The 20,648-nt window shown below is 47.7% G+C and carries 14 protein-coding genes; 7 read left to right on the forward strand and 7 right to left on the reverse strand.

What is annotated here, in order from left to right; translation table 11 throughout:
• The first annotated feature begins 14 nt into the window (after window positions 1–14).
• Genes P6910_RS15745 through P6910_RS15765 form a run of 5 tightly spaced genes read left to right on the forward strand, consistent with a single transcriptional unit; the run spans window position 15 to window position 6,216 of the window.
• Window positions 15–950: a DUF58 domain-containing protein gene (locus P6910_RS15745; protein ID WP_317142233.1), complete on the forward strand. Its 936-nt coding sequence runs from the start codon at window positions 15–17 to the stop codon at window positions 948–950.
• Window positions 947–1,474, forward strand: coding sequence for a DUF4381 domain-containing protein (locus tag P6910_RS15750; RefSeq protein ID WP_317142234.1), 528 nt, complete (start codon window positions 947–949; stop codon window positions 1,472–1,474). The genes P6910_RS15745 and P6910_RS15750 overlap by 4 nt, the downstream gene beginning before the upstream one ends.
• On the forward strand, window positions 1,467–2,501 hold the full coding sequence (locus P6910_RS15755; protein WP_317142235.1) for a VWA domain-containing protein: 1,035 nt from the start codon (window positions 1,467–1,469) through the stop codon (window positions 2,499–2,501). The genes P6910_RS15750 and P6910_RS15755 overlap by 8 nt, the downstream gene beginning before the upstream one ends.
• Window positions 2,498–4,495 carry a vWA domain-containing protein gene (locus P6910_RS15760; protein WP_317142236.1) on the forward strand — a complete coding sequence of 666 codons (1,998 nt, stop codon included), beginning with the start codon at window positions 2,498–2,500 and terminating at the stop codon, window positions 4,493–4,495. Before P6910_RS15755 ends, P6910_RS15760 begins: the two co-directional genes overlap by 4 nt.
• Complete coding sequence (locus tag P6910_RS15765) at window positions 4,489–6,216, forward strand: BatD family protein (RefSeq protein ID WP_317142237.1); 1,728 nt, start codon at window positions 4,489–4,491, stop codon at window positions 6,214–6,216. The genes P6910_RS15760 and P6910_RS15765 overlap by 7 nt, the downstream gene beginning before the upstream one ends.
• 375 nt (window positions 6,217–6,591) lie before the next feature.
• Here the strand turns inward: P6910_RS15765 and P6910_RS15770 are convergent, their stop codons facing one another.
• Both P6910_RS15770 and P6910_RS15775 read right to left on the reverse strand, forming a co-directional pair.
• A complete protein-coding gene (locus tag P6910_RS15770; RefSeq protein ID WP_317142238.1) occupies window positions 6,592–8,505 on the reverse strand; it encodes an F-box/WD repeat-containing protein in 1,914 nt (637 codons plus the stop codon).
• A gap of 143 nt (window positions 8,506–8,648) precedes the next feature.
• On the reverse strand, window positions 8,649–10,484 hold the full coding sequence (locus P6910_RS15775) for an F-box/WD40 repeat-containing protein (protein ID WP_317142239.1): 1,836 nt from the start codon (window positions 10,482–10,484) through the stop codon (window positions 8,649–8,651).
• A 254-nt stretch (window positions 10,485–10,738) separates the two neighbouring features.
• Between P6910_RS15775 and P6910_RS15780 the strand changes: the two genes are divergently transcribed.
• A complete protein-coding gene (locus P6910_RS15780) occupies window positions 10,739–12,016 on the forward strand; it encodes an IS4 family transposase (protein WP_317146561.1) in 1,278 nt (425 codons plus the stop codon).
• 85 nt (window positions 12,017–12,101) lie between these two features.
• Here P6910_RS15780 and P6910_RS15785 read toward each other — a convergent pair whose 3' ends face one another.
• The 3 genes from P6910_RS15785 to P6910_RS15795 all read right to left on the reverse strand — a co-directional run bounded on the left by P6910_RS15785 (window position 12,102) and on the right by P6910_RS15795 (window position 16,284).
• Complete coding sequence (locus tag P6910_RS15785; RefSeq protein ID WP_317142240.1) at window positions 12,102–12,326, reverse strand: hypothetical protein; 225 nt, start codon at window positions 12,324–12,326, stop codon at window positions 12,102–12,104.
• 146 nt (window positions 12,327–12,472) lie between these two features.
• Window positions 12,473–14,302, reverse strand: coding sequence for an F-box/WD40 repeat-containing protein (locus P6910_RS15790; RefSeq protein ID WP_317142241.1), 1,830 nt, complete (start codon window positions 14,300–14,302; stop codon window positions 12,473–12,475).
• A 176-nt stretch (window positions 14,303–14,478) separates the two neighbouring features.
• Entirely contained in the window at window positions 14,479–16,284 is a 1,806-nt protein-coding gene (locus P6910_RS15795) for an F-box/WD40 repeat-containing protein (RefSeq protein ID WP_317142242.1), read from the reverse strand.
• A gap of 42 nt (window positions 16,285–16,326) precedes the next feature.
• Between P6910_RS15795 and P6910_RS15800 the strand changes: the two genes are divergently transcribed.
• On the forward strand, window positions 16,327–16,596 hold the full coding sequence (locus P6910_RS15800) for a hypothetical protein (RefSeq protein WP_317142243.1): 270 nt from the start codon (window positions 16,327–16,329) through the stop codon (window positions 16,594–16,596).
• 108 nt (window positions 16,597–16,704) lie between these two features.
• Here P6910_RS15800 and P6910_RS15805 read toward each other — a convergent pair whose 3' ends face one another.
• Together P6910_RS15805 and P6910_RS15810 are read right to left on the reverse strand one after the other, a co-directional pair.
• On the reverse strand, window positions 16,705–18,516 hold the full coding sequence (locus tag P6910_RS15805; RefSeq protein WP_317142244.1) for an F-box/WD repeat-containing protein: 1,812 nt from the start codon (window positions 18,514–18,516) through the stop codon (window positions 16,705–16,707).
• A gap of 178 nt (window positions 18,517–18,694) precedes the next feature.
• Window positions 18,695–20,500, reverse strand: a complete 1,806-nt coding sequence (locus tag P6910_RS15810; protein ID WP_317142245.1) for an F-box/WD40 repeat-containing protein — start codon at window positions 20,498–20,500, stop codon at window positions 18,695–18,697.
• Between the last annotated feature and the right edge of the window lie 148 nt (window positions 20,501–20,648).

Genomic DNA, 20,648 nt, shown 5'->3' on the forward strand with positions numbered 1-20,648 from the left:
GCCAGGAGCAAAGAATGAGTGGAGCATACTCGCAACTGAAAGAGCTGGTCGGCCTGCGTTTTCAGGCCAGGGAACTGGCCATTTTCCGTCAAAACCATGCCCGCAGTTTGCTGGCGGGTACAGGCTATTCTCCCTTCAAAGGCAGAGGGATCGACTTTGAGGAAGTTCGTGCTTATCAAGCGGGTGACGACATCCGGTCCATTGACTGGCGCGTCACAGCACGCAGGATGAAACCTCATACCAAACTTTTCAGGGAAGAACGTGAACGCCCGGTTCTGGTTCTGGTTGACCAGAGTCATTCGATGTTTTTTGGCAGTCAGTTGAACTTCAAGTCTGTCACTGCTGTCGAAGCCGGTGCTTTGCTGGCCTGGGCCACTCTCCAGCACAGTGACCGTATCGGAGGTTTGATTTTTGATGAGCAGGGACTCAGTGAGATTCGTCCCAAGCGTTCCAAAAAAACCCTTATGCACCTGTTCAACAAGCTTGAACATCATAATAGAAGCCTGAAGGCTGACACCATTCCTCATCAACAACAGGACAACTATCTAAGCAAAGCGTTTCGACACGCTCGCAGGGTCGCTCATCCGGGTACTCATATTTTCGTAATCAGTGATTTTCAGCAGCTTGACGAAGAAGGCTTTCGCCACCTTTCCCGGCTTTCAAGACATTGTGAGTTAATGGCCATACAAGTGACAGATCCGCTGGAATCTGAGTTACCCAGACCGGGACGCTATGACATTACCAATGGCATGCATCAGCAAACCATCAACACCCGCTCCAGAAACCTTCGCCAGCAATACCGATCCCGGCATCATCGTTTTCAGAACTCTCTGAAAAGCCAGCTTGCCAGTCTCAAGGTGCCGCTTCTGGAGCTTGGGGCTGACCAGGATACAGGCGCTCAACTTCAAGCCTGGTTTGGCTCCCGTATAACTCCCCGGAGGTCGGTATGACACCAAACCCTCTGGATCAACTCCGACCCAATCATCTACCTGACCCGGTCAGTTTTTGGCCACTGGCTCCCGGCTGGTGGCTATCCGCCGTTTTGATAATAGTGGTTGTCACCCTGACGACGTTATTTCTGGTTCGCTACGTTCGTCGAAATCGCTATCGCAGGCAGGCACGCAAACAGGCCCATATTATTTTCAGCGCCTATCAGAATCACCAGAATTCACTACAGTTTGCCAATGACTGTAACCGTTTACTAAAACAGACAGCACTGCATGCCTACCCGGCCGAACAGGTTGCTGCTCTTCACGGCGCCCCCTGGCTGGAGTTTCTCTCCCGAAAGAGTGGCATCCTTGCATTCAGCGGGAAACCCGGACAGTCCCTGGGCGACGCACGTTTTCAAAAAATGTCTGTGGCAAACGAGATGTCGACAGAGAAAGAAATGCCCACCGCGAAAGACAAATCAGAGGTTGATGTGAACCAGCTCCATAAACTGACAGTCCGCTGGATCAGGAAACACCATGCTTGAGTTGCAATGGCCCTGGATGTTACTGGCCGCCCCCCTGCCCTGGCTGGTTTATCGTTTTGTAAACCCTGCCCCCCGTGCCGCTGGTGCAGCTTTAAGAATCCCTTTTTATCGAGATCTGGCCGACATTGCCGGTGAGCATTCTGAGCACCGGGAAACACTTAAGCGTTGGCAGAGGCTGATCCCCTGGCTAATCTGGGTGCTGCTGGTGGTGGCTGCTTCAAGACCGGTCTGGCTGGGAGAGACGGTTCAAATAGAGAGATCAGGAAGAGACTTGATGATCGCCGTCGACCTTTCCGGCAGTATGGAAATCGCCGACATGGAACTGAATGGCCAGGCAGTGAATCGTCTGGTGGTAACCAAACATGTCCTCAACGACTTTATTGACAAACGCAAGGGCGACCGACTTGGACTGATTCTGTTTGGAACCCAGGCCTACCTGCAAGCACCTCTTACCTTTGACCTGAAAACCATTGGCACCCTCATGGATGAATCTTCGATTGGCATGGCAGGCAACAAAACTGCCATCGGTGATGCCCTGGGTCTGGCAGTCAAGCATCTTCGCAAACGCCCCCAGGACAGCAGGATTCTGATACTAATGACCGATGGTGCCAACACCGCTGGAGAGATTACGCCTGTCCAGGCTGCAAAGCTGGCCGCTTCAGAAAACATTCGCATTTATACTATTGGCCTGGGAGCGGATGAAATGATTCAACCCGGCCTCTTTGGTTCATCCATTGGCGCTCGTCGGATCAACCCTTCTGAAGACCTGGACGAAAAAACCCTGAAAGAAATTGCAGAGCTCACGGGTGGACAGTATTTCCGGGCAAAAAATACCGAAGGGCTTGAAAAAATATACGCCGAACTCGACAACCTGGAGCCTGTAAAGCAGAACAAAGAACGCTTCAGGCCCAGCATAGCGCTGTTTTTCTGGCCTCTGGCACTGGCCCTGATTCTCAGCCTGATTATGGCAACACTGAGAGCCTTTCCTGAAGCATCCATTAGCCAGACAGGGAGGAATCGTCAGTGAATGAGTTTATTAGTCAATTCCATTTTCTACGCCCTCTGTGGTTGCTGGCCTTCATCCCGTGTCTGATTCTGCTGACCGCTCTCTGGCGTCAACAACTGCAGACCGGAGACTGGAAACGGGTTATCGCCCCCGAATTATTACAACACCTTATACAGGGTCGCAATGAGAAACAGAGCCGACTCCCGGTCTACCTGCTTCTGGCAGGCTGGACACTGGCTGTTGTGGCGCTGGCAGGTCCAACCTGGCAAAAAATCCCCACTCCTGTCAACAAGAGCCTTCAGCCCATGGTAGTCGTGGTGGATATGTCGCACAAAATGTATGCTGAAGACGTTACACCCAATCGACTTTCCAGAGTTCGTTACAAACTGCTGGACCTGTTTAAAATGCGTAAGGACGGGCTTTCTGCTCTGGTGGCCTACGCAGGCTCGGCCCACACTGCGGCCCCCTTAACAGACGACAATCGTACTTTAGCCAATCTGGTTCCGGCGCTGAGCCCCCAGATCATGCCGGAACAGGGAGATAATGCCCTGAAGGGCCTTGAGCAGGCCGTTGAATTACTGAAGCAGGGGGCAGGGGAAGCAGGCGATATCCTCCTGATTACCGACCAGGTTCCAGATACGCAGGTCAGCGAGATACGCTCACTGCTGAAGGACAGCGGCAGCACTCTCTCAATTCTGGGCATTGGCAGCGAGGAAGGCGCTCCCATCAGCCTGCCCGAAGGCGGCTTTCTTAAAGACAAACAAGGCACCATTATTATTCCGAAGAAGGAACGTCAGCAACTGCGTCAGCTTGCACAATCGACAGGTGGCGTCTATGCCGACATGACTCTGGATGATAGTGATTTGAAAGCCGTTCTGCCAAAAGCAGGACTAAGTGACAACTCAGTCAGAGTTGAGAGTCAGTTTGACCAATGGCAGGATGCCGGCTTCTGGTTAGTTCTGCTGTTGTTGCCTCTGGCACTGGCCGGTTTCAGAAAAGGCTGGTTAACTATCCTTCTGGTGGCAGCGATACTCCCCTCCCCCCCAGCACAAGCCCTGGAATGGAACAGTCTCTGGCAAAACAGTAACCAACAGGCTATGGAAGCACTCAACAACAAAAAGCCCGAACAGGCCGCTGAAAAGTTCACCCAACCGGACTGGAAAGCTGAAGCTCTCTACCAGGCAGGTAAGTATGAAGAAGCAGCCACTGAGTTTGCCCGTTCTGATACCGCTAACGGTTTTTACAATCAGGGGAATGCTCTATCCAGAGCCGGTAAACTCGATGAAGCGGTAGCAGCCTACGACAGAGCCCTTGAGATAAACCCTGCCATGGAAGATGCCGCCGCCAATAAAAAGCTGATTGAAGAACTGAAGAAGCAACAGCAACAACAGCAACAACAGCAACAACAGCAACAACAGCAACAGGATCAGAACAACAACCAACAGCAAAATCAGCAAAATCAGCAAAATCAGCAAAATCAGCAGAATCAGCAGAATCAGCAGAATCAGCAGAATCAGCAGAATCAACAAAAAGATCAGAGCCAGCAGGGTCAGAGTCAACAGAACTCTGATAATCAACAACAGAACCGGCAACAAAACTCTGATAATCAACAACAAGGTTCCGACAAGGGTCAGGAAACTCAGCAACCGCAGAACCCGCAAAATTCTGGTCAGCAGAATAAGGAGCAAGAACAATCTTCTCAATCCCGGTCAGGCCAGCAGCAACAGGAAGATCAGAAAGAGCACTCATACTCTGGTCAGCAGGATCAGAAGTCTGAACAACAGAATCCGGCTGAGAACAAGCAACAACAAGCCAGGGCCGGAGAGCCTCAGGAACAGGGTGATCAGGAGCAACAAGCACTTGGGTATCCTGAAGAACAACAAACCACCAGCCCGGACCAGCAGGCCATTGAAAACTGGTTAAAAACCATACCGGACGACCCCGGTGGTCTGCTCAGGCGCAAATTCCTTCAACAGCAGAGAGAGCAAAAAAGACAACAGGAGCAGTCATGGTGAAGCCAATTTTTTTCAAACTCAGTAAAATACTGATTCTGCTGACAGGGTTGTTTCTCACTGCACAGGGGATGGCTGCACTGACTGCCTCTGTTGACCGGACTCATCTGGCAGAGTACGAGACTCTGGAACTCACCCTCAGAACAGACAGTGATACCAGTGCCGCCCCCGATTTGTCACCTTTGGAAAATGACTTTGACATACTGGGGACCCGCCAAAGTCGTCAGGTTCGAATTATTAACGGTAAAAATGAATCCTGGCGTGACTGGATTATCACGCTGTCACCTAAAAAATCCGGCCGTTTGCTGATACCCAGCCTGCAGTTGGAAGGTATGACTTCAAAAGCTATTCGATTGGAAGTATCCAACACGCCCACTGAACAAAAAGTCGGATCAGGCGGGATCGGTCCGGTTTTCATCCGAACTGAAGTCAGTAATGAAACACCTTATGTTCAGGAAGAGGTGATCCTGACCCTGAAGATTTACTACCGGGTCCAGCTTTACGACGACCGTCGACTTTCACCCGTAAATATCGACGGTGCTATTGTTCAGCAACTGGGGGAAACCCGGAACTATGAGACGGTTCTCGACGGCACCCGATACGGTGTCTTTGAACTGAACTTCTCGATTCATCCGCAAAAACCAGGTCCAATGGACATTCCGGGCCTGACTTTTTCAGCCACCATGCCAGACCGCCGGGACAGTTTTGGCAGTATTTTTTCAATGGGCGGCAAACCCGTTGCAGCCCGATCTGCTGAAATCACCCTCAATGTCCAGCCACAACCAGACAGCTTTAAAGGTCCGGTCTGGCTGCCTGCTCGAAAACTGACCCTGACCGATGGCTGGAGTGCACCACTGGACAAGGTCAAAGTGGGCGACGCCATCACTCGAACCATTGTTGTAGAAGCTGAAGGACTGACCGGTGTTCAGTTGCCTGCCATTACTATGCCCAGACTCGACGGCATCAATGCTTACCCGGACAAGTCTGCGACCGATGACAAGGCGACTGACTCGGGTGTTATTGGCAGCCGGATAGAAGCCATCGCCCTGATTCCAACCCGTCCCGGAAAAATTGAACTCCCTCCGGTGCATTATCAATGGTTTGACACCAAAACCCAGACCGAGAAAGTCGCTACCATTCCTGCCAAAACCATCACCGTGTTGCCATCGGAAAACGGCGAAGTATTAACAACGACTCCAGAGATTCCATCCCAGGCTACCGAGAAGAATGAAGAAACGGTTTGTCCACCTGTGGTTGCTAATCTCACCTCGCAGGGACCAGGCTGGCTTTGGCCTTCTTTATCTGCCCTGTTTGGATTACTCTGGCTGATCACTTTATTGGCATTATGGCGATGCCGGTCTTCCCGAAAGCCGGCAATTGAGTCTTCTGCCACCACTGAGCCTAAGGGATTCAATGAGAAAGAAGCTTGGCAAAAATTTGCAAATGCCTGCAATGCCGATGACCTGATTCAGATCCGCCGATGTTTTATTGAATGGGTTCAAGCTCTGTCTGGCAACTCAGGATTGTCGACCATGGACAGGTGTTTGAAAAAACTCAACAGTGCCCCATTAGAGTCTTCGTTCAACCAGCTTGAAGCCAGCCTTTATTCTGGTCAGAAACAAAAGCTTGATACAAAGGAGCTGATAATGCTGTGCACGCAACTGCGTAAAGAGCAAAAGAGCAGCGAACCAGACAATGGCCTTAATAGTCTTTATCCGGGCTAGCAGCCTGTCGGACTTGAGCGTCCGTAGCGAGGATTGCGAGAAATTGAGGATAAAAATTTCTGATTCCGAGGAGAATAGCGAGCTATTTGACGAGGGAGCAGGAATTTTTAGACCAATTTATCGCAACCGCACGACTGCATGGATGCAGGAGCTAGAGCAACGCAGGAGCAGTTGCCGCGTAGGACAGTCTTAAGTCCGACAGGCTGCTAGGAGCCTGACCGAGAATAGCGCCCGTCTAGGCGACCCCGTAGCGAGGACGGCAGAAAATTGAGGATGAAAATTCGGTTTTGTGAGGAGAATAGCGAGCTATTTGACGAACAAAAGCGGATTTTCAGACCAATTTGCTGTCGCCGCACGACTGCATGGATGCAGGAGCTAGAGCAACGCAGGAGCAGTTGCCGCGTAGGGCAGACTATTCTCGGTCAGGCTCCTAGTAATTCTGAGCTCTGAAAACTCTTGTCGGCCGGGTGATTCTGGCCGCGTTGAAAGCGATGAATCATTCATGCAAAGTTTATTAATTTGGACCTTGTTACCACAACAGACGGTTACCACATGGCTGCCATCACCACTGAAGCTGGCGAAAGTGATCCCAAATTCATGGAGAATGGTGGCTTTTTCAACCCATGATCCATCAGCCTTCTGGCCAAAGATTCTCGCCATGTTGCTGTAATCACTGGCGGTTACCAAATGGCAACCATCGGGGCTGAAGGTGGCTGAGATGACCGGACCTTTATGGGAAAAGTTGGCTTTTTCGCCCCATACTCCGTCAGCCTTCTGACCATAGATTTTCACCGAGCCATCCACACATGCCGTGACCACATGGCGACCATCGGGGCTGAAAATGGCTGAGATGACAGCGTCATCATGATGAATAGAACGCTCTACTTCCCATGATCCGTCGTCTTTCTGACCACAGATCAGGGCAATGCCATCATCACTGGCCGTCACCAGGTAGCGGCCATTGGGGCTGAAGGCAGCTGTGTTGACATGGTCACGATGGGAAATGATGTCTTCTTTTCCCCATGATCCATCGTCCTTTCGACCATAGATCCTCACCGTGTTATCGTCACTGGCTGTCACCAAATGGCGGCTATTAGCAGAAAAGGTGGCTGAGTTGACAGTGTCATCATGGTCAATGGTGACTTCTGACTCCCATGATCCATAGACGATTTTCACCCTGTCATCGAAACCGATGGTCAACAGATAACGGTTATCGGGGCTAAAAATGGCTGACCTCACCCGGCCTTTGTGACAAATGGTGACTTTTTCTTCCCATGATCCATCATCCACCTTGCCGAAAATTTTCGCCGTTTTATCACTACTGGAGGTCATCACATAACGGCTATCAGAACTGAAGGTGACAGTGTTGACATAGTGATGATGATAAATGATGAGTTCTTCTTCCCATGAGCCATTGCTTTTCTGACCATAGATTTTCGCTGTGCCATATTTACTGGCAATCACCACATAGCGACTATCGGGGCTGAAGGTGGCTGAGGTGATCGTACTTTTATGGGGAATAATGGCTTTTTTGTCCCATGATTGATCAGCCTTCTGACTATAAATTTTCACCGTATTATCTCTACTGGCGGTCACAAGATGACGACTATCGGGGCTGAACGTAGCTGATTCGACCTCATCCTCATGAAAAATGGTGAGTTTTTCTTCCCATGTTCCATTAGCCTTCTGACCGTAAACTTTTGCCGTTCCATCAAGACTGGCCGTCAGCAGATAGCGGACATTGGCACTGAATTTGGCTGAGGCAACATAACGACGATGAACAATGGTGGCTTTTGGCTCCAAATTAAACGTTTCACACTGAGACATCAGTCGTGCTCTGGTGAAATAGAATAGTGCAGGAAAATAATTACTCTCCCGGAGTTCTGTGAGTGATTTGACTAATGCTTGATCCTTCGTGAACGGTCGTAGCCTGTTATGGAGTTGTTCTTCATCCTGTGTAGGAAGGGCTTTCTTTAGTTGATATCGGTGCTCTGGAGTAAACCGGCGATACCAGGCCTCTGCCAGAGCATGATTGCTTTTAACAACCTTATGTAAGTAAGCAGATACCTGCTGTAAACGGGTGATATCCCGAAACTCCAGCAAGCGAATAATTTTGAGGGTTAATTCCTCGGGCAAATCCTGCAATAAGACTGTTTTCTTTATCTCGGTCCCAGGTATAGCGATGGATCTACCCAAACTGACACCCGATGGTTCTTTCCCCAATCGTGCGTGCTTGGTTGGGGGTAAGGATGAAGCAACTATGTCGGATTTATTAGTTGTAGAATCCACTTCTGATTTCTCCTAAATTACTGTTTCAGGACATTCAAGATTTTAGAAGTGTTTTTTACAATAAAAGTTCATAACATGTTGTTAAGTGCAAATAACAAAGTTTCTGCCTTTCAGCACATTTACAAGGGCATCCCTTTTATTCGTCACAGCAAACAATCATTCATCTGCAATTTATTAATTCGCACTTTATTATCACTACTGGTAGTCAATACATGGTGTCCATCGGTGCTGAAGGTGGCTGATTCGATGGGATCTTCATGGGAAATGATCGCTTTTTCGACCCATAATTCATCGCTCTGCTGACCATAGATTTTTGCCGTTCCATCGTTACTGGTGGTCAGCACAAGGCAGCCATCGTCGCTGAAGGTAGCTGAGGTTACCGAAAGCTTATGGAAAATAATGGCTTTTTCGACCCAGGATCCATCAGCCCTGATACCATAGATTTTCGCCGCGCCGCCTTTATTCTTATCAAAGAGTGTGCACATACCCTTTATACTGGCCGTCACCACATGACGGCCATCGGGGCTGAAAGAGGCTTCTGTAACCCAGTCATCATGGGGAATGGTCACTTTTTCTTCCCATGATCCATCGGCCTTCTGGCCATAGATTTTCGCCGTGTTGTCAAAACTGGCGGTTACCACATGGCGGGCATCGGGACTGAAATCGGCTGACCTGACTTGACAACCATGGGAAATGATCGCTTTTTGTTCCCATGATCCATCGCTCTTCTGGCCGAAGATTTTCGCCGTGTTATCGCTACTGCCCGTCACCACAAGGCCGTCACCGGTGCTCACTGCGTTGACTGCACCACTGTGGAAAATGGTGACTTTTTCTACCCATAACCCATCGGCCATCTGGGCATGGATTTTCACCTCGTCATCTTCAGTAATGGTCAGCACAAGGCGGCCATCGTCAATGAACCTGGCAAAGTTGACTTCGTTATCATGAAAAATGGTGGCTTGTAGTTCCCATGATTTATCATCCTGCTGAGCGAAGATTTTCGCTTCATAGTCGTCACTGGCTGTCACCACACGACGGCTATCGTCACTGAATCTGACTGAGTTGATGTTATCTTCATGAGAAATGATGAGTTTTTCTTCCCATAATCCCTCGAAACCCTGACTGCAGATTTTCACTTTGTCGTTAGTGATGGTCAACACATGGCACCCATCGGGACTAAATATGGCTGAGTCAACCTGATCATCATGGGTAATGGTGATCGTTTCTTCCCATAATCCATTGTCCTTCTGGACATAGATTTTCGCTGTGCCATCATTGCTGGCGGTCACTACATGGCTACCCTCAGGGCTGAATCTCGCTGACTCGACTGAACCTTCATGTTCAATGATGGCTTTTCGGTCCCATGATCCATCATCCTCCTGGCCAAAGATTTTTGCCGTGTGATCAGAACTGCTGGTCACCATATAGCGTCCATCGGTGCTGAATCTGGCTGATCTGACAAAGTGATCATGATCAATAACGAGTTCTGTATCTACGTTAAATATTTTGCATTGAGACATCAGTCGAGCTTTGGTGAAATAAAATAAAGCAGCAAAGTAATGCCCATCTCGGCGTTCTATGATTGATTCGACCAACGCTTTATCCTTCGTAAACGGTCGCAGCCAATGACGAAGTTGTTCTTTATCCTCTGCAGGAAGAATTTTCTTTAGTTGATTTTGATGTGATAAAGAAAAGCGCTGATACCAAGCCTTCGCCAGAGCATGATCGTTTTTGATAACCCCGTGTAAATGAGTAGATACCTGCTGTAAACGGACAATATCCCGAAACTCCAGCAAGCGAATAATTTTGATGGTTATTTCCTCGGGCAAATCGTGCAATGAAGCTGTCTTCTCTGCTTGTTTGTCAGGTAGAGTGATGGACCTGCCTGCACTGGCGCCCGATGCTTCTTCCACTAATGGACTAGTCACAGGTGGCCGCAAGGGTGAATCGATTACTCCGAGGTTATTACTTGAATGCACGTCTGGATTCTCCTGAGTTAGTCCAAATTAATTAACAGAGAAGTTGAAAAATTGATGTGACCAGTTAGAGTCGGTTTGGAAATAAAAGTTCATTACACCGTGTTAATTGCAGCTCTTAGGGTAGACATTAAGCTCAAAAAAGCTTCATTTCCAGCGGCAGAACTCACCTTGAACAGCCAAAATAAAGCTTCGCAAAAAGTATCAAGGCTGAACAAGATGAGTACTGCAAATAGTAGACTAGTTGAAAAAAACTGCTGACGTGTTTCGACCGGTCTGAACTCCTCAGCATGGCGGAACAGCTTGGTTTTACTATACGACAGCGAGATATCCGCCCCTTGGACTTTATCCTTTCACTGATTGATGCCCTTGCGGGTGATGGAAACTGCGATACTCAAGCCGATCTCCACCGTAAATTTAATGAGTTGACGGGGCTGAATGTCTCCTATCGTTCCTGGGCAAATCAAGCTAAAAAAGACGCGATGCCTGCTCTTGTCCTCTGGCTATGGGTGCAGTGTTTGGAAGTCTTTTCCCGCAAAGTCATGGCGTTTGATGAGGACAGTCCATTTTCAGAGTTTGAGCACATTCTGATTCATGACGGCTCATCGCAAGCTGTCTACGATGCCCTGAAGGAAGCATTTCCCGGCAGGTTCTCAACGGTCAGTCCTGCTGCTGTCGAACTGCATACGACAATGGATCTCCTTACCAACAATCTGGTGCGCGTGCAGCTCACTGAAGATACCCGTTCAGAAAGAGACTGTCTGCCACCACTGCCAACCTCCATGGCCAATATCCTGATGCTGATGGATGCCGGCTATTTTGAGTTGGAATCCTTTGCTGCCATTGATGACCGGGAGGGTTCTTTTATCTGCAAGGCGCCTCAGAGTATCAACCCGACGATACTCAGCGCAGTACGGGAGGATGGCAAAAATCTCAATCGCTACAAAGGGAAAAAACTTAAGGAAGTGTTGTCTGGCTTCCCTAAAGATCAATGCCTCGACCTGGATGTAGAATGGCCAGGATTCAAAGCCTGGCCATATCGTTTGGTTGTCCGCTGGAATGACAGGAAACTGAAATGGGTATTCGTTGTAAGCAACCTTAACCGGGTTGAGTTCACCCTGAGTGAAGTACTTCAGGCCTATCGTCTACGATGGCAAATAGAGCTTATCTTCAAAGAGATCAAGTCCTATTCAGGGTGGCATCGTTTTAACACTAAATCAGCGACACTGGTGTTTAGCCTGATTCTGATGTCCTTCGTGGTTGTGACGTTGAAAAGGTATCTTGCCCATGCTGCGCAGGCGAACCTCTATGAAAGTGGAGCCATTGAAGAAATCTCGACGCATAAGGCGATGAAAAGTGGAACCCGGCTGTTTGGTAATGTCATTTTATCCCTTATGAATGCAGGAAAGTCTCTACTCTCACATACAAGGAAGCTGCTCAACTTCTGGGCAGATAATGCGAAACGTGAACACCCTGCACGAGATGGTTGTTCAGGGCGTACAAGATTAGGTCTTTGTGCTGTGGGTGGGGCTTAATGTCTACCCTAAGAATTGCAGCTAACAAAACTTCTGTCTTTCAGCCATGCAGAATGGTCTCTCTTTTATTTGTCACAACAGACAGTCAATGATGCATCAGAAGCTTACTAACAATCACATGTTTGCTAAAGCTCGTCACCACGTAGAGGCCATTAGTGCTAAAGGTGGCTGATACGATCGGATCATCATGGCAAATGATGGCTTTTTCAACCCATGATCCATCAAGCTCCATACCATGGATTTTTGCCGTTCCATCTTTACAGGTGGTCAGCACATAGCGACCATCGGCACTGAAAGAGTTTTGCGACACCCTCTGGTAGCGGGGGAGCATGGACTGTACCGAATTTATCAGCGTTAGAATGCATGCCTGGTTTCCTCATATTAACTATTTCGGCAATTGACATAGATGTTCAGAATTAGCACAATGGCATCCCTTTTATTCGCCACAGCAAACAATCATTCATTCATCTGCAGTTTATTAATATGCACGTTCCAAACCTTAGTGATGGTTAATACATGGTGTCCATCGGTGCTGAAGGTGGCTGATTCGATGGGATCTTCATGGGAAATGGTCGCTTTTTCGACCCATAATTCATCGCTCTGCTGACCATAGATTTTTGCCGTTCCATCGTCACTGGTGATCAGCACAAGGCGGCCATCGTCGCTGAAGGTAGCTGAAGTGACCGAATACCTACGGAAAATAATGGCTTTTTCGACCCAGGATCCATCAGCCCTGATACCATAGATTTTCGCCGAGCCGCCTTTATTCTTATCAAAGAGTGTGGATATACCCATTATACTGGCCGTCACCACATGACGGCCATCGGGGCTGAAAGAGGCTTTTGTAACCCAGTCATCATGGGGAATGGTCACTTTTTCTTCCCATGACCCATCGTCCTTCTGACCGAAGATTTTCGCCGTGTTGTCAAAACTGGCGGTCACCACATGGCGAGCATCGGGACTGAAATCGGCTGACTTGACTTGAAAATCATGGGAAATGATCGCTTTTTGTTCCCATGATCCATCGCTCTTCTGACCAAAGATTTTTGCTGTGTGATCGTTACTGGCCGTCACCACAAGGCCGCCACCGGCCCTGACTGTGTTGACTTCACCACTATGGGAAATGGTGACTTTTTCTACCCATAATCTATCGGCCACCTGGGCATGGATTTTCACCTCGTCATCTTCAGTAACGGTCAGCACATGGCGGCCATCGTCAATGAATCTGGCAAAGTTGACTTCATTATCATGAGAAATGGTGGCTTGTAATTCCCATGATTTATCATCCTTCTGAGTGAAGATTTTCGCATCATCGTCGTCACTGGCGGTCACCAGATGACGGCTATCGCCACTGAATCTGACTGTGTTGATGTGATCTTCATGAGAAAAGATGAGTTTTTCTTCCCATGACCCGTCGAAACCCTGACTGCAGATTTTTATTTTGTCATCGTCAGTGACTGTCAACACATGGCGTCCATCGGGACTAAAAGTGGCTGAGTTGACTCCACTGTCATGAGTAATGGTGATTGAATTTTCCCATGATCCATTGTCTTTCTGGTCATAGATTTTCGCAGTACCATCATTGCTGGCGGTAACCACATGGCCACCATCGGGGCTGAAGCTGACTGACTTGACTGAACCTTCATGTTCAATGATGGCTTTTCGTTCCCATGATCCATCATCCTTCTGGCCACAGATTTTCGCCGTGTTATCAAAACTGCTGGTCACCATATGGCGTCCATCGGTGCTGAAGCCGGCTGAGCAGACAAAGCCATCATGACCAATAACGAGTTCTGTACCTACATTAAACATTTTGTATTGAGACATCAGTCGAGCTTTGGTGAAATAAAATAAAGCAGCAAAGTAATGCCCATCTCGGCGTTCTATGATTGATTCGACCAACGCTTTATCCTTCGTAAACGGTCGCAGCCAATGACGAAGTTGTTCTTTATCCTCTGCAGGAAGAATTTTCTTTAGTTGATTTTGATGTGATAAAGAAAAGCGCTGATACCAAGCCTTCGCCAGAGCATGATCGTTTTTGATAACCCCGTGTAAATGAGTAGATACCTGCTGTAAACGGACAATATCCCGAAACTCCAGCAAGCGAATAATTTTGATGGTTATTTCCTCGGGCAAATCGTGCAATGAAGCTGTCTTCTCTGCTTGTTTGTCAGGTAGAGTGATGGACCTGCCTGCACTGGCGCCCGATGCTTCTTCCACTAATGGACTAGTCACAGGTGGCCGCAAGGGTGAATCGATTACTCCGAGGTTATTACTTGAATGCACGTCTGGATTCTCCTGAGTTAGTCCAAATTAATTAACAGAGAAGTTGAAAAATTGATGTGACCAGTTAGAGTCGGTTTGGAAATAAAAGTTCATTACACGGTGTTAATTGCAGCTAACAAAACTTCTGCCTTTCAGCCATGCAGAATGGTCTCTCTTTTATTTGTCACAACAGACAGTCAATGATGCATCTGAAGCTTATTAACAATCACATGTTTGCTAAAGCTCGTCACCACGTAGAGGCCATTAGTGCTAAAGGTGGCTGATACGATCGGATCATCATGGCAAATGATGGCTTTTTCAACCCATGATCCATCAACCTCCATACCATGGATTTTTGCCGTTCCATCTTTACAGGTGGTCAGCACATAGCGACCATCGGCACTGAAAGTGGCTGGCATGAGCCAATCTTTATGGGAAATGATGGCTTTTTCAGTCCATGATCCATCAGCCTTCCTGCTACAGATTTTCTCCGTGCCATCTTTACTGGAGGTTAACACGTGGCAGCCATCGAGGCTGAAGATGGCTGAGATGACATCGCCAACATGGAAAATAATGAGTTTTTCTTCCCATACCCCACCGCCGTTCTGCTCATAAATTTTTGCCGTATTATCGTCACTGGCCGTCAGCACGTGGTAGCCGTTGGCGCTGAAGGTGGCTGAGGTGACCCAGTGATCGTGGTAAATGGTGGCTTCTTCTTCCCATGAGCCATTGGTCTTCTGACCATAAATTTTCGCTGTACCATCTTCACTGGCGGTCACCACATGGCGACCATCGGAGACGCTGAAGGTGGCTGAGTTGACTCCCCTCTTATGGCAAATGGTGGCTTTTTGCTCCCATGATCCATCGTCCTCCTGGCCGTGGATTTTTACCTTGTAATCATCATCGACGGTCAACACATGGCGAGCATCAGGGCTAAAGCTGGCTGACTTGACAAAGCGATTATGGAAAATGGTGGTTTCTTGTTGCCATGATCCATCGGTCTTCTGCCCATAGATTATTGCCGTGCTATCGTAACTGGTAGTCACCACATGGCGACTATCGGCACTGAAGGCGGCTGAGATGACCGATCTATTATGGGAAATGGTGAGTTTTTCTTTCCATGATCCATCGGCTTCCTGACCATAGATTTTTGCCTTGTTATCCCTGGTAGCGGTCACCAGATAGCAGCTATCCGGGCTGAAGGTGGCTAAGTTGATCCAGGGATCATGGGGAATGGTGGCTTTTTCATGCCATGATCCATCATCGTCCTGACTATGAATTTTCAACGTATAATCCCAACTGACGGTCACCAGATGACGGCCGTCGGCACTGAAGGTCGCCGAGTCGACAAAATTATCATGAGAAATTTTGGCTTGTTCTACCCAGGTTCCATTGGCCTTCTGACAACAGATTTTTGCCGTTTCATCGACACTGGCGGTCACCAAATGACTGCTATAGGGGCTAAAGGCAGCTGAGTTGACACAATTACCATGGTAAACAATAACTTCTGTATCAACATTAAACGTTTTACATTGAGACATCAGTCGAGCTTTGGTGAAATAAAACAGAGCAGGAAAATAATCATAACTTCGGTGTTCTAATATTGATTCGACTAACGTTTCATCCTTCGTAAACGGTCGCAGCCAATTACGGAGCTGTTCTTTATCTTCTACAGGAAGAATTTTCTTTAGTTGATATTGGTGTAGTGAAGAAAACCGGCGATACCATGCCTTTTCCAGTACAGGATCGTTTTTAATGGCAGTGTATGTGTGAGTCGATACCTGTTGTAAACTGACGATATCCCGAAATTCCAGCAAACGCGCAATTTTGATGATTATTTCCTCGGGCAAATCGTGCAATGAAGTTGTTCTCTTTATTGCTTTTTCAGGTACAGTGACGGACCTGCCTGCACTGATACCCGATGGTTCTTCTCCCAATGAAGTGCTCACGGTTGGTAGCGAAGGTGAACCGGCTATGTCGGAATTATTAACGTCAGAAAACATATCTGGTTTCTCTTAAGTCTTCACCTCTCCCCCCTGATGTGGGTGTCGCAAAACTCTCTCCAGCGTGGGAACGAGTTGACTCCCGTCATTCCCGACTTCATTCTCGTCATTCCCGCGAAGGCGGGAATCCACACTGACTCTCCGCCAAAACCGTACTGCTCGTTGCCCCCCTGGCCTTGTCATCCCCGAGAAGGCAGAGACCAACTGTTGGCCCTGGATTCCCGCCTTCGCGGGAATGACGACCTCAGAGCATGGGAACGAGCTGTTGGAGTTTTACGACACCCTCTGAAGAGCAAAGATATTCAAAATTGATGAAGTGAGTTGGACTCAGATTTGAAATAAAAGTTCATAATGTGTTATTGAATGCCAGCAAAGAAATTTCTGCCTTTCAACACATGCAGAATGGCATCCCTTTTATTTTCACAGCAAACAATCATTCCCCCGTAGCCTGTCAATTCGTACCTTGTTATCACTACAGAGGGTCATCACGTGGTGGCCATCATCGCTAAAGGTGGCCGAACTAATCGAATTATTATGGGAAATGATGGCTTTTTCGACCCAGGACACATCAGTCTCCTGACCGTAGATTTTTGCCGTTCCATCTTTACATGCGGTCAACACATGGCGGCCATCAGCGCTGAAGGTGGCGGAGGTGACCGAACCTTCATGGAAAATGATGGCTTTATTGACCCATGATCCGTCAGCCTTCCTGCCAGAGATTTTCGCTGTGCCATCTTCACTGGCGGTCACCACATGACGGCCATCGGCACTGAAGATGGCTGAGATAACATCGTCATCATGGGAGATGGTGGCTTTATGTTCCCATGATTCATCGGCCTCCAGACAATAGATTTTCACCTTGTCATCTCTACTGGCCGTCAGCAGATGATCGCCAGCAGGGCTGAAGGTGGCTGTGTTGACTTCGTCATCGTGGGAAATGATGGTTTCTTTCCAAGAGCCGTCGGCCTTTTCATCACAGATTTTCGCTGTATTATCTTCACTGGCCGTCAACAAATGGCGGCCATCGGCGCTGAAGGTTGCTGAGTTGATGTGGTTATCATGGGAAAAAATGACTTTTTCTTCCCATGATCCATCGGCCATCTGGTCATGGATTTTCACCTTGTGCTCGCTACTAACGGTCACCACACGGCCGTCATCGGCGCTAAAGGTGGCTGAGATGGCCCGATGATCATGGAAAATAGTCATTTTTTCTTTCCATGCTCCGTCGTCTCCCTGGCCAAAAATTTTCGCCGTCATGTCGAAACTGGCTGTCATCACATAACGGCTATCGGGGCTAAAAGTGGCAGACTGGACGTAATCATTATGGAAAATGGTGAGTTTTTCTTGCCAGGATCCATCAGCCATCTGGCTAATGATTTTTGCCGTGCAGTCGTCACTGGCGGTTACCATATGGAGACCATCAGAGCTGAAGTTGGCTGATGTGATCAAAGCATTATGGGTAATGGTGAGTTTATGTATCCATAGCCTATCGACTCCCTGACCATAGATTTTCGACGTTTTATCCCAACCGACGGTCACCACGTGGCGGTTATCGGGGCTGAAAGTGGCTTTTCTAACCCAGCAATGATGGTCAATGGTCACTTTTTCTTCCCATGACCCATTGGCCTTCTGGCTAAAGACTTTTGCCGTGCTGTCATAACTGGCGGTCACGACATGACGGCTATCGGCGCTGAATTCGGCTGATTTCACAGAGCAATCATGGTCAATGATAACTTCAGTATCTACATCAAACGTTTTGCATTGAGACATCAGTCGAGCTTTGGTGAAATAAAACAGAGCAGGAAAATAATCATAACTTCGGTGTTCTAATATTGATTCGATTAACGTTTCATCCTTCGTAAAAGGTCGCAGCCAATTACAGAGCTGTTCTTTATCCTCTACAGGAAGAATTTTCTTTAGTTGATATTGGTGTGGTGAAGAAAACCGGCGATACCATGCCTTTTCCAGTACAGGATCGTTTTTAATGGCAATGTATGTGTGAGTAGATACCTGTTGTAAACTGACGATATCCCGAAATTTCAGCAAACGCGCAATTTTGACGATTATTTCCTCGGGCAAATCGTGCAATGAAGTTGTTTTCTTTATTTCTTTGTCAGGTACAGTGACGGACCTGCCTGCACTGACACCCGATGGCTCTTCCCCCAATGAAGTACTCACAGGTGGTAGCGAAGGTGAACCGGCTATGTCGGAATGATTAACCTCAGAATACATACCTGGTTTCTCTTAAGTTTTTAACCTCCCCGATTAACAAGGACGTTCAAAATTGATGAAGTCAGTTAGAGTCGAATTTGAAATAAAAGTTCACAGTATCTTGTTAAGTGTCATCAAAGAAATGCCTACCTTTAAGAAAATGCAGAATGCTGTCTCTTTTATTGATCTCAGCAAACAATCAATTCTTCATCGATAGTTTATAAATTCTCAAAGCGTTAAGGCGAAAGGGCGAAACCAAATGATGGCCATTGGCACTGAGGGCGGTTGATTCGGCCATACCTCTATGGACAACCACGGCTTTTTCTATCCATGACCCATTAGCACCCTGACCATAAATTTTTGCCGTTCCATCCATACTGGTGGTAATCACAAGGCAGCCATCGACACTGAAGGTGGCTGTTTTGAGTGAAGCTTCATGGGAAATGATGGCCTTTTCGACCCAGGATCCGTCAGTCTTCAGACTATAGATTTTCGCTGTGCCATCTTTACTGGCCGTCACCAGATGGCAGCCATCAGGGCTGAAGTTGGCTGAGAGGACACTGCAACCATGGTTAATTGTACACTTTTCTTCCCACGAACCGTGGCTCTTCTGTCCATAGATTTTTGCCGTATGATCTTTGCTTGCGGTCACCACATGGTAGCCATCGGGGCTAAAGTTGGCTGAGAGGACACGGCGACCATGGTTAATAGTGCACTTTTCTTCCCATGAGCCGTCGCTCTTCTGTCCATAGATTTTTGCCGTATGATCATCGCTTACGGTCACCACATGGTGGCCATCGGCACTAAAAAGGGCTGACTTAACCCTGTGGTCATGGGAAATGATGGTTTCTTCTTCCCATGAGCCATCAGTCCTTTGACCATAAATTTTCGCTGTGCCATCTTCACTGGCGGTCACCACGCGACGGCCATCGCCACTGAAGATGACTGAGTTGATCCAATGGCCATGGAAAATGGTGAGTTTTTCTTCCCATGATCCATCGGTCTTCTGCCCATAGATTTTTGCACTCCTATCGTAACTGGTAGTCGCCACATGGCGACTATCGGCACTGAAGGCGGCTGAGATGACCGATCTATTATGGGAAATGGTGAGTTTTTCTTTCCATGATCCATCGGCTTCCTGACCATAGATTTTTGCCTTGTTATCCTTGCTAGCGGTCACCAGATAGCGGCTATCCGGGCTGAAGGTGGCTAAGTTGATCCAGGGATCATGGGGAATGGTGGCTTTTTCATTCCATGATCCATGATCGTCCTGACTATGAATTTTCAACGTATAATCCCAACTGACGGTCACCAGATGATGGCCGTCGGCACTGAAGTTCGCCGAGTCGACAAAATTATCATGAGAAATTTTGGCTTGTTCTACCCAGGTTCCATTGGCCTTCTGACAACAGATTTTTGCCGTTTCATCGACACTGGTGGTCACCAAATGACTGCTATCGGGGCTAAAGGCAGCTGAGTTGACACAATGACTATGGTAAATAATAACTTCTGTATCAACATTAAACGTTTTACATTGAGACATCAGTCGGGCTTTGGTGAAATAAAACAGAGCAGAGAAATAATCATAACTTCGGTGTTCTATGATTGATTCGACTAACGCTTCATCCTTCGTGAACGGTCGCAGCCAACTACGGAGCTGTTCTTTATCCTCTACAGGAAGAATTTTCTTTAGTTGATATTGGTGTAGTGAAGAAAACCGGCGATACCATGCCTTTTCCAGTACAGGATCGTTTTTAATAGCAGTGTATGTGTGAGTAGATACCTGTTGTAAACTGACGATATCCCGAAATTCCAGCAAACGCGCAATTTTGACGATTATTTCCTCGGGCAAATCGTGCAATGAAATTGTTTTCTTTATTTCTTTGTCAGGTACAGTGACGGACCTGCCTGCACTGACACCCGACGGCTCTTCCCCCAATGAAGTACTCACAGGTGGTAGCGAAGGTGAACCGGCTATGTCGGAATGAATAACGTCAGAATACATACCTGGTTTCTCTTAAGTTTTTAACCTCCCCGATTAACAAGGACGTTCAAAATTGATGAAGTCAGTTAGAGTCGAATTTGAAATAAAAGTTCACAGTATCTTGTTAAGTGCCATCAAAGAAATGCCTACCTTTAAGAAAATGCAGAAT

Source organism: Endozoicomonas sp. 8E, assembly GCF_032883915.1.
In the GTDB taxonomy this organism is placed as follows: domain Bacteria; phylum Pseudomonadota; class Gammaproteobacteria; order Pseudomonadales; family Endozoicomonadaceae; genus Endozoicomonas_A.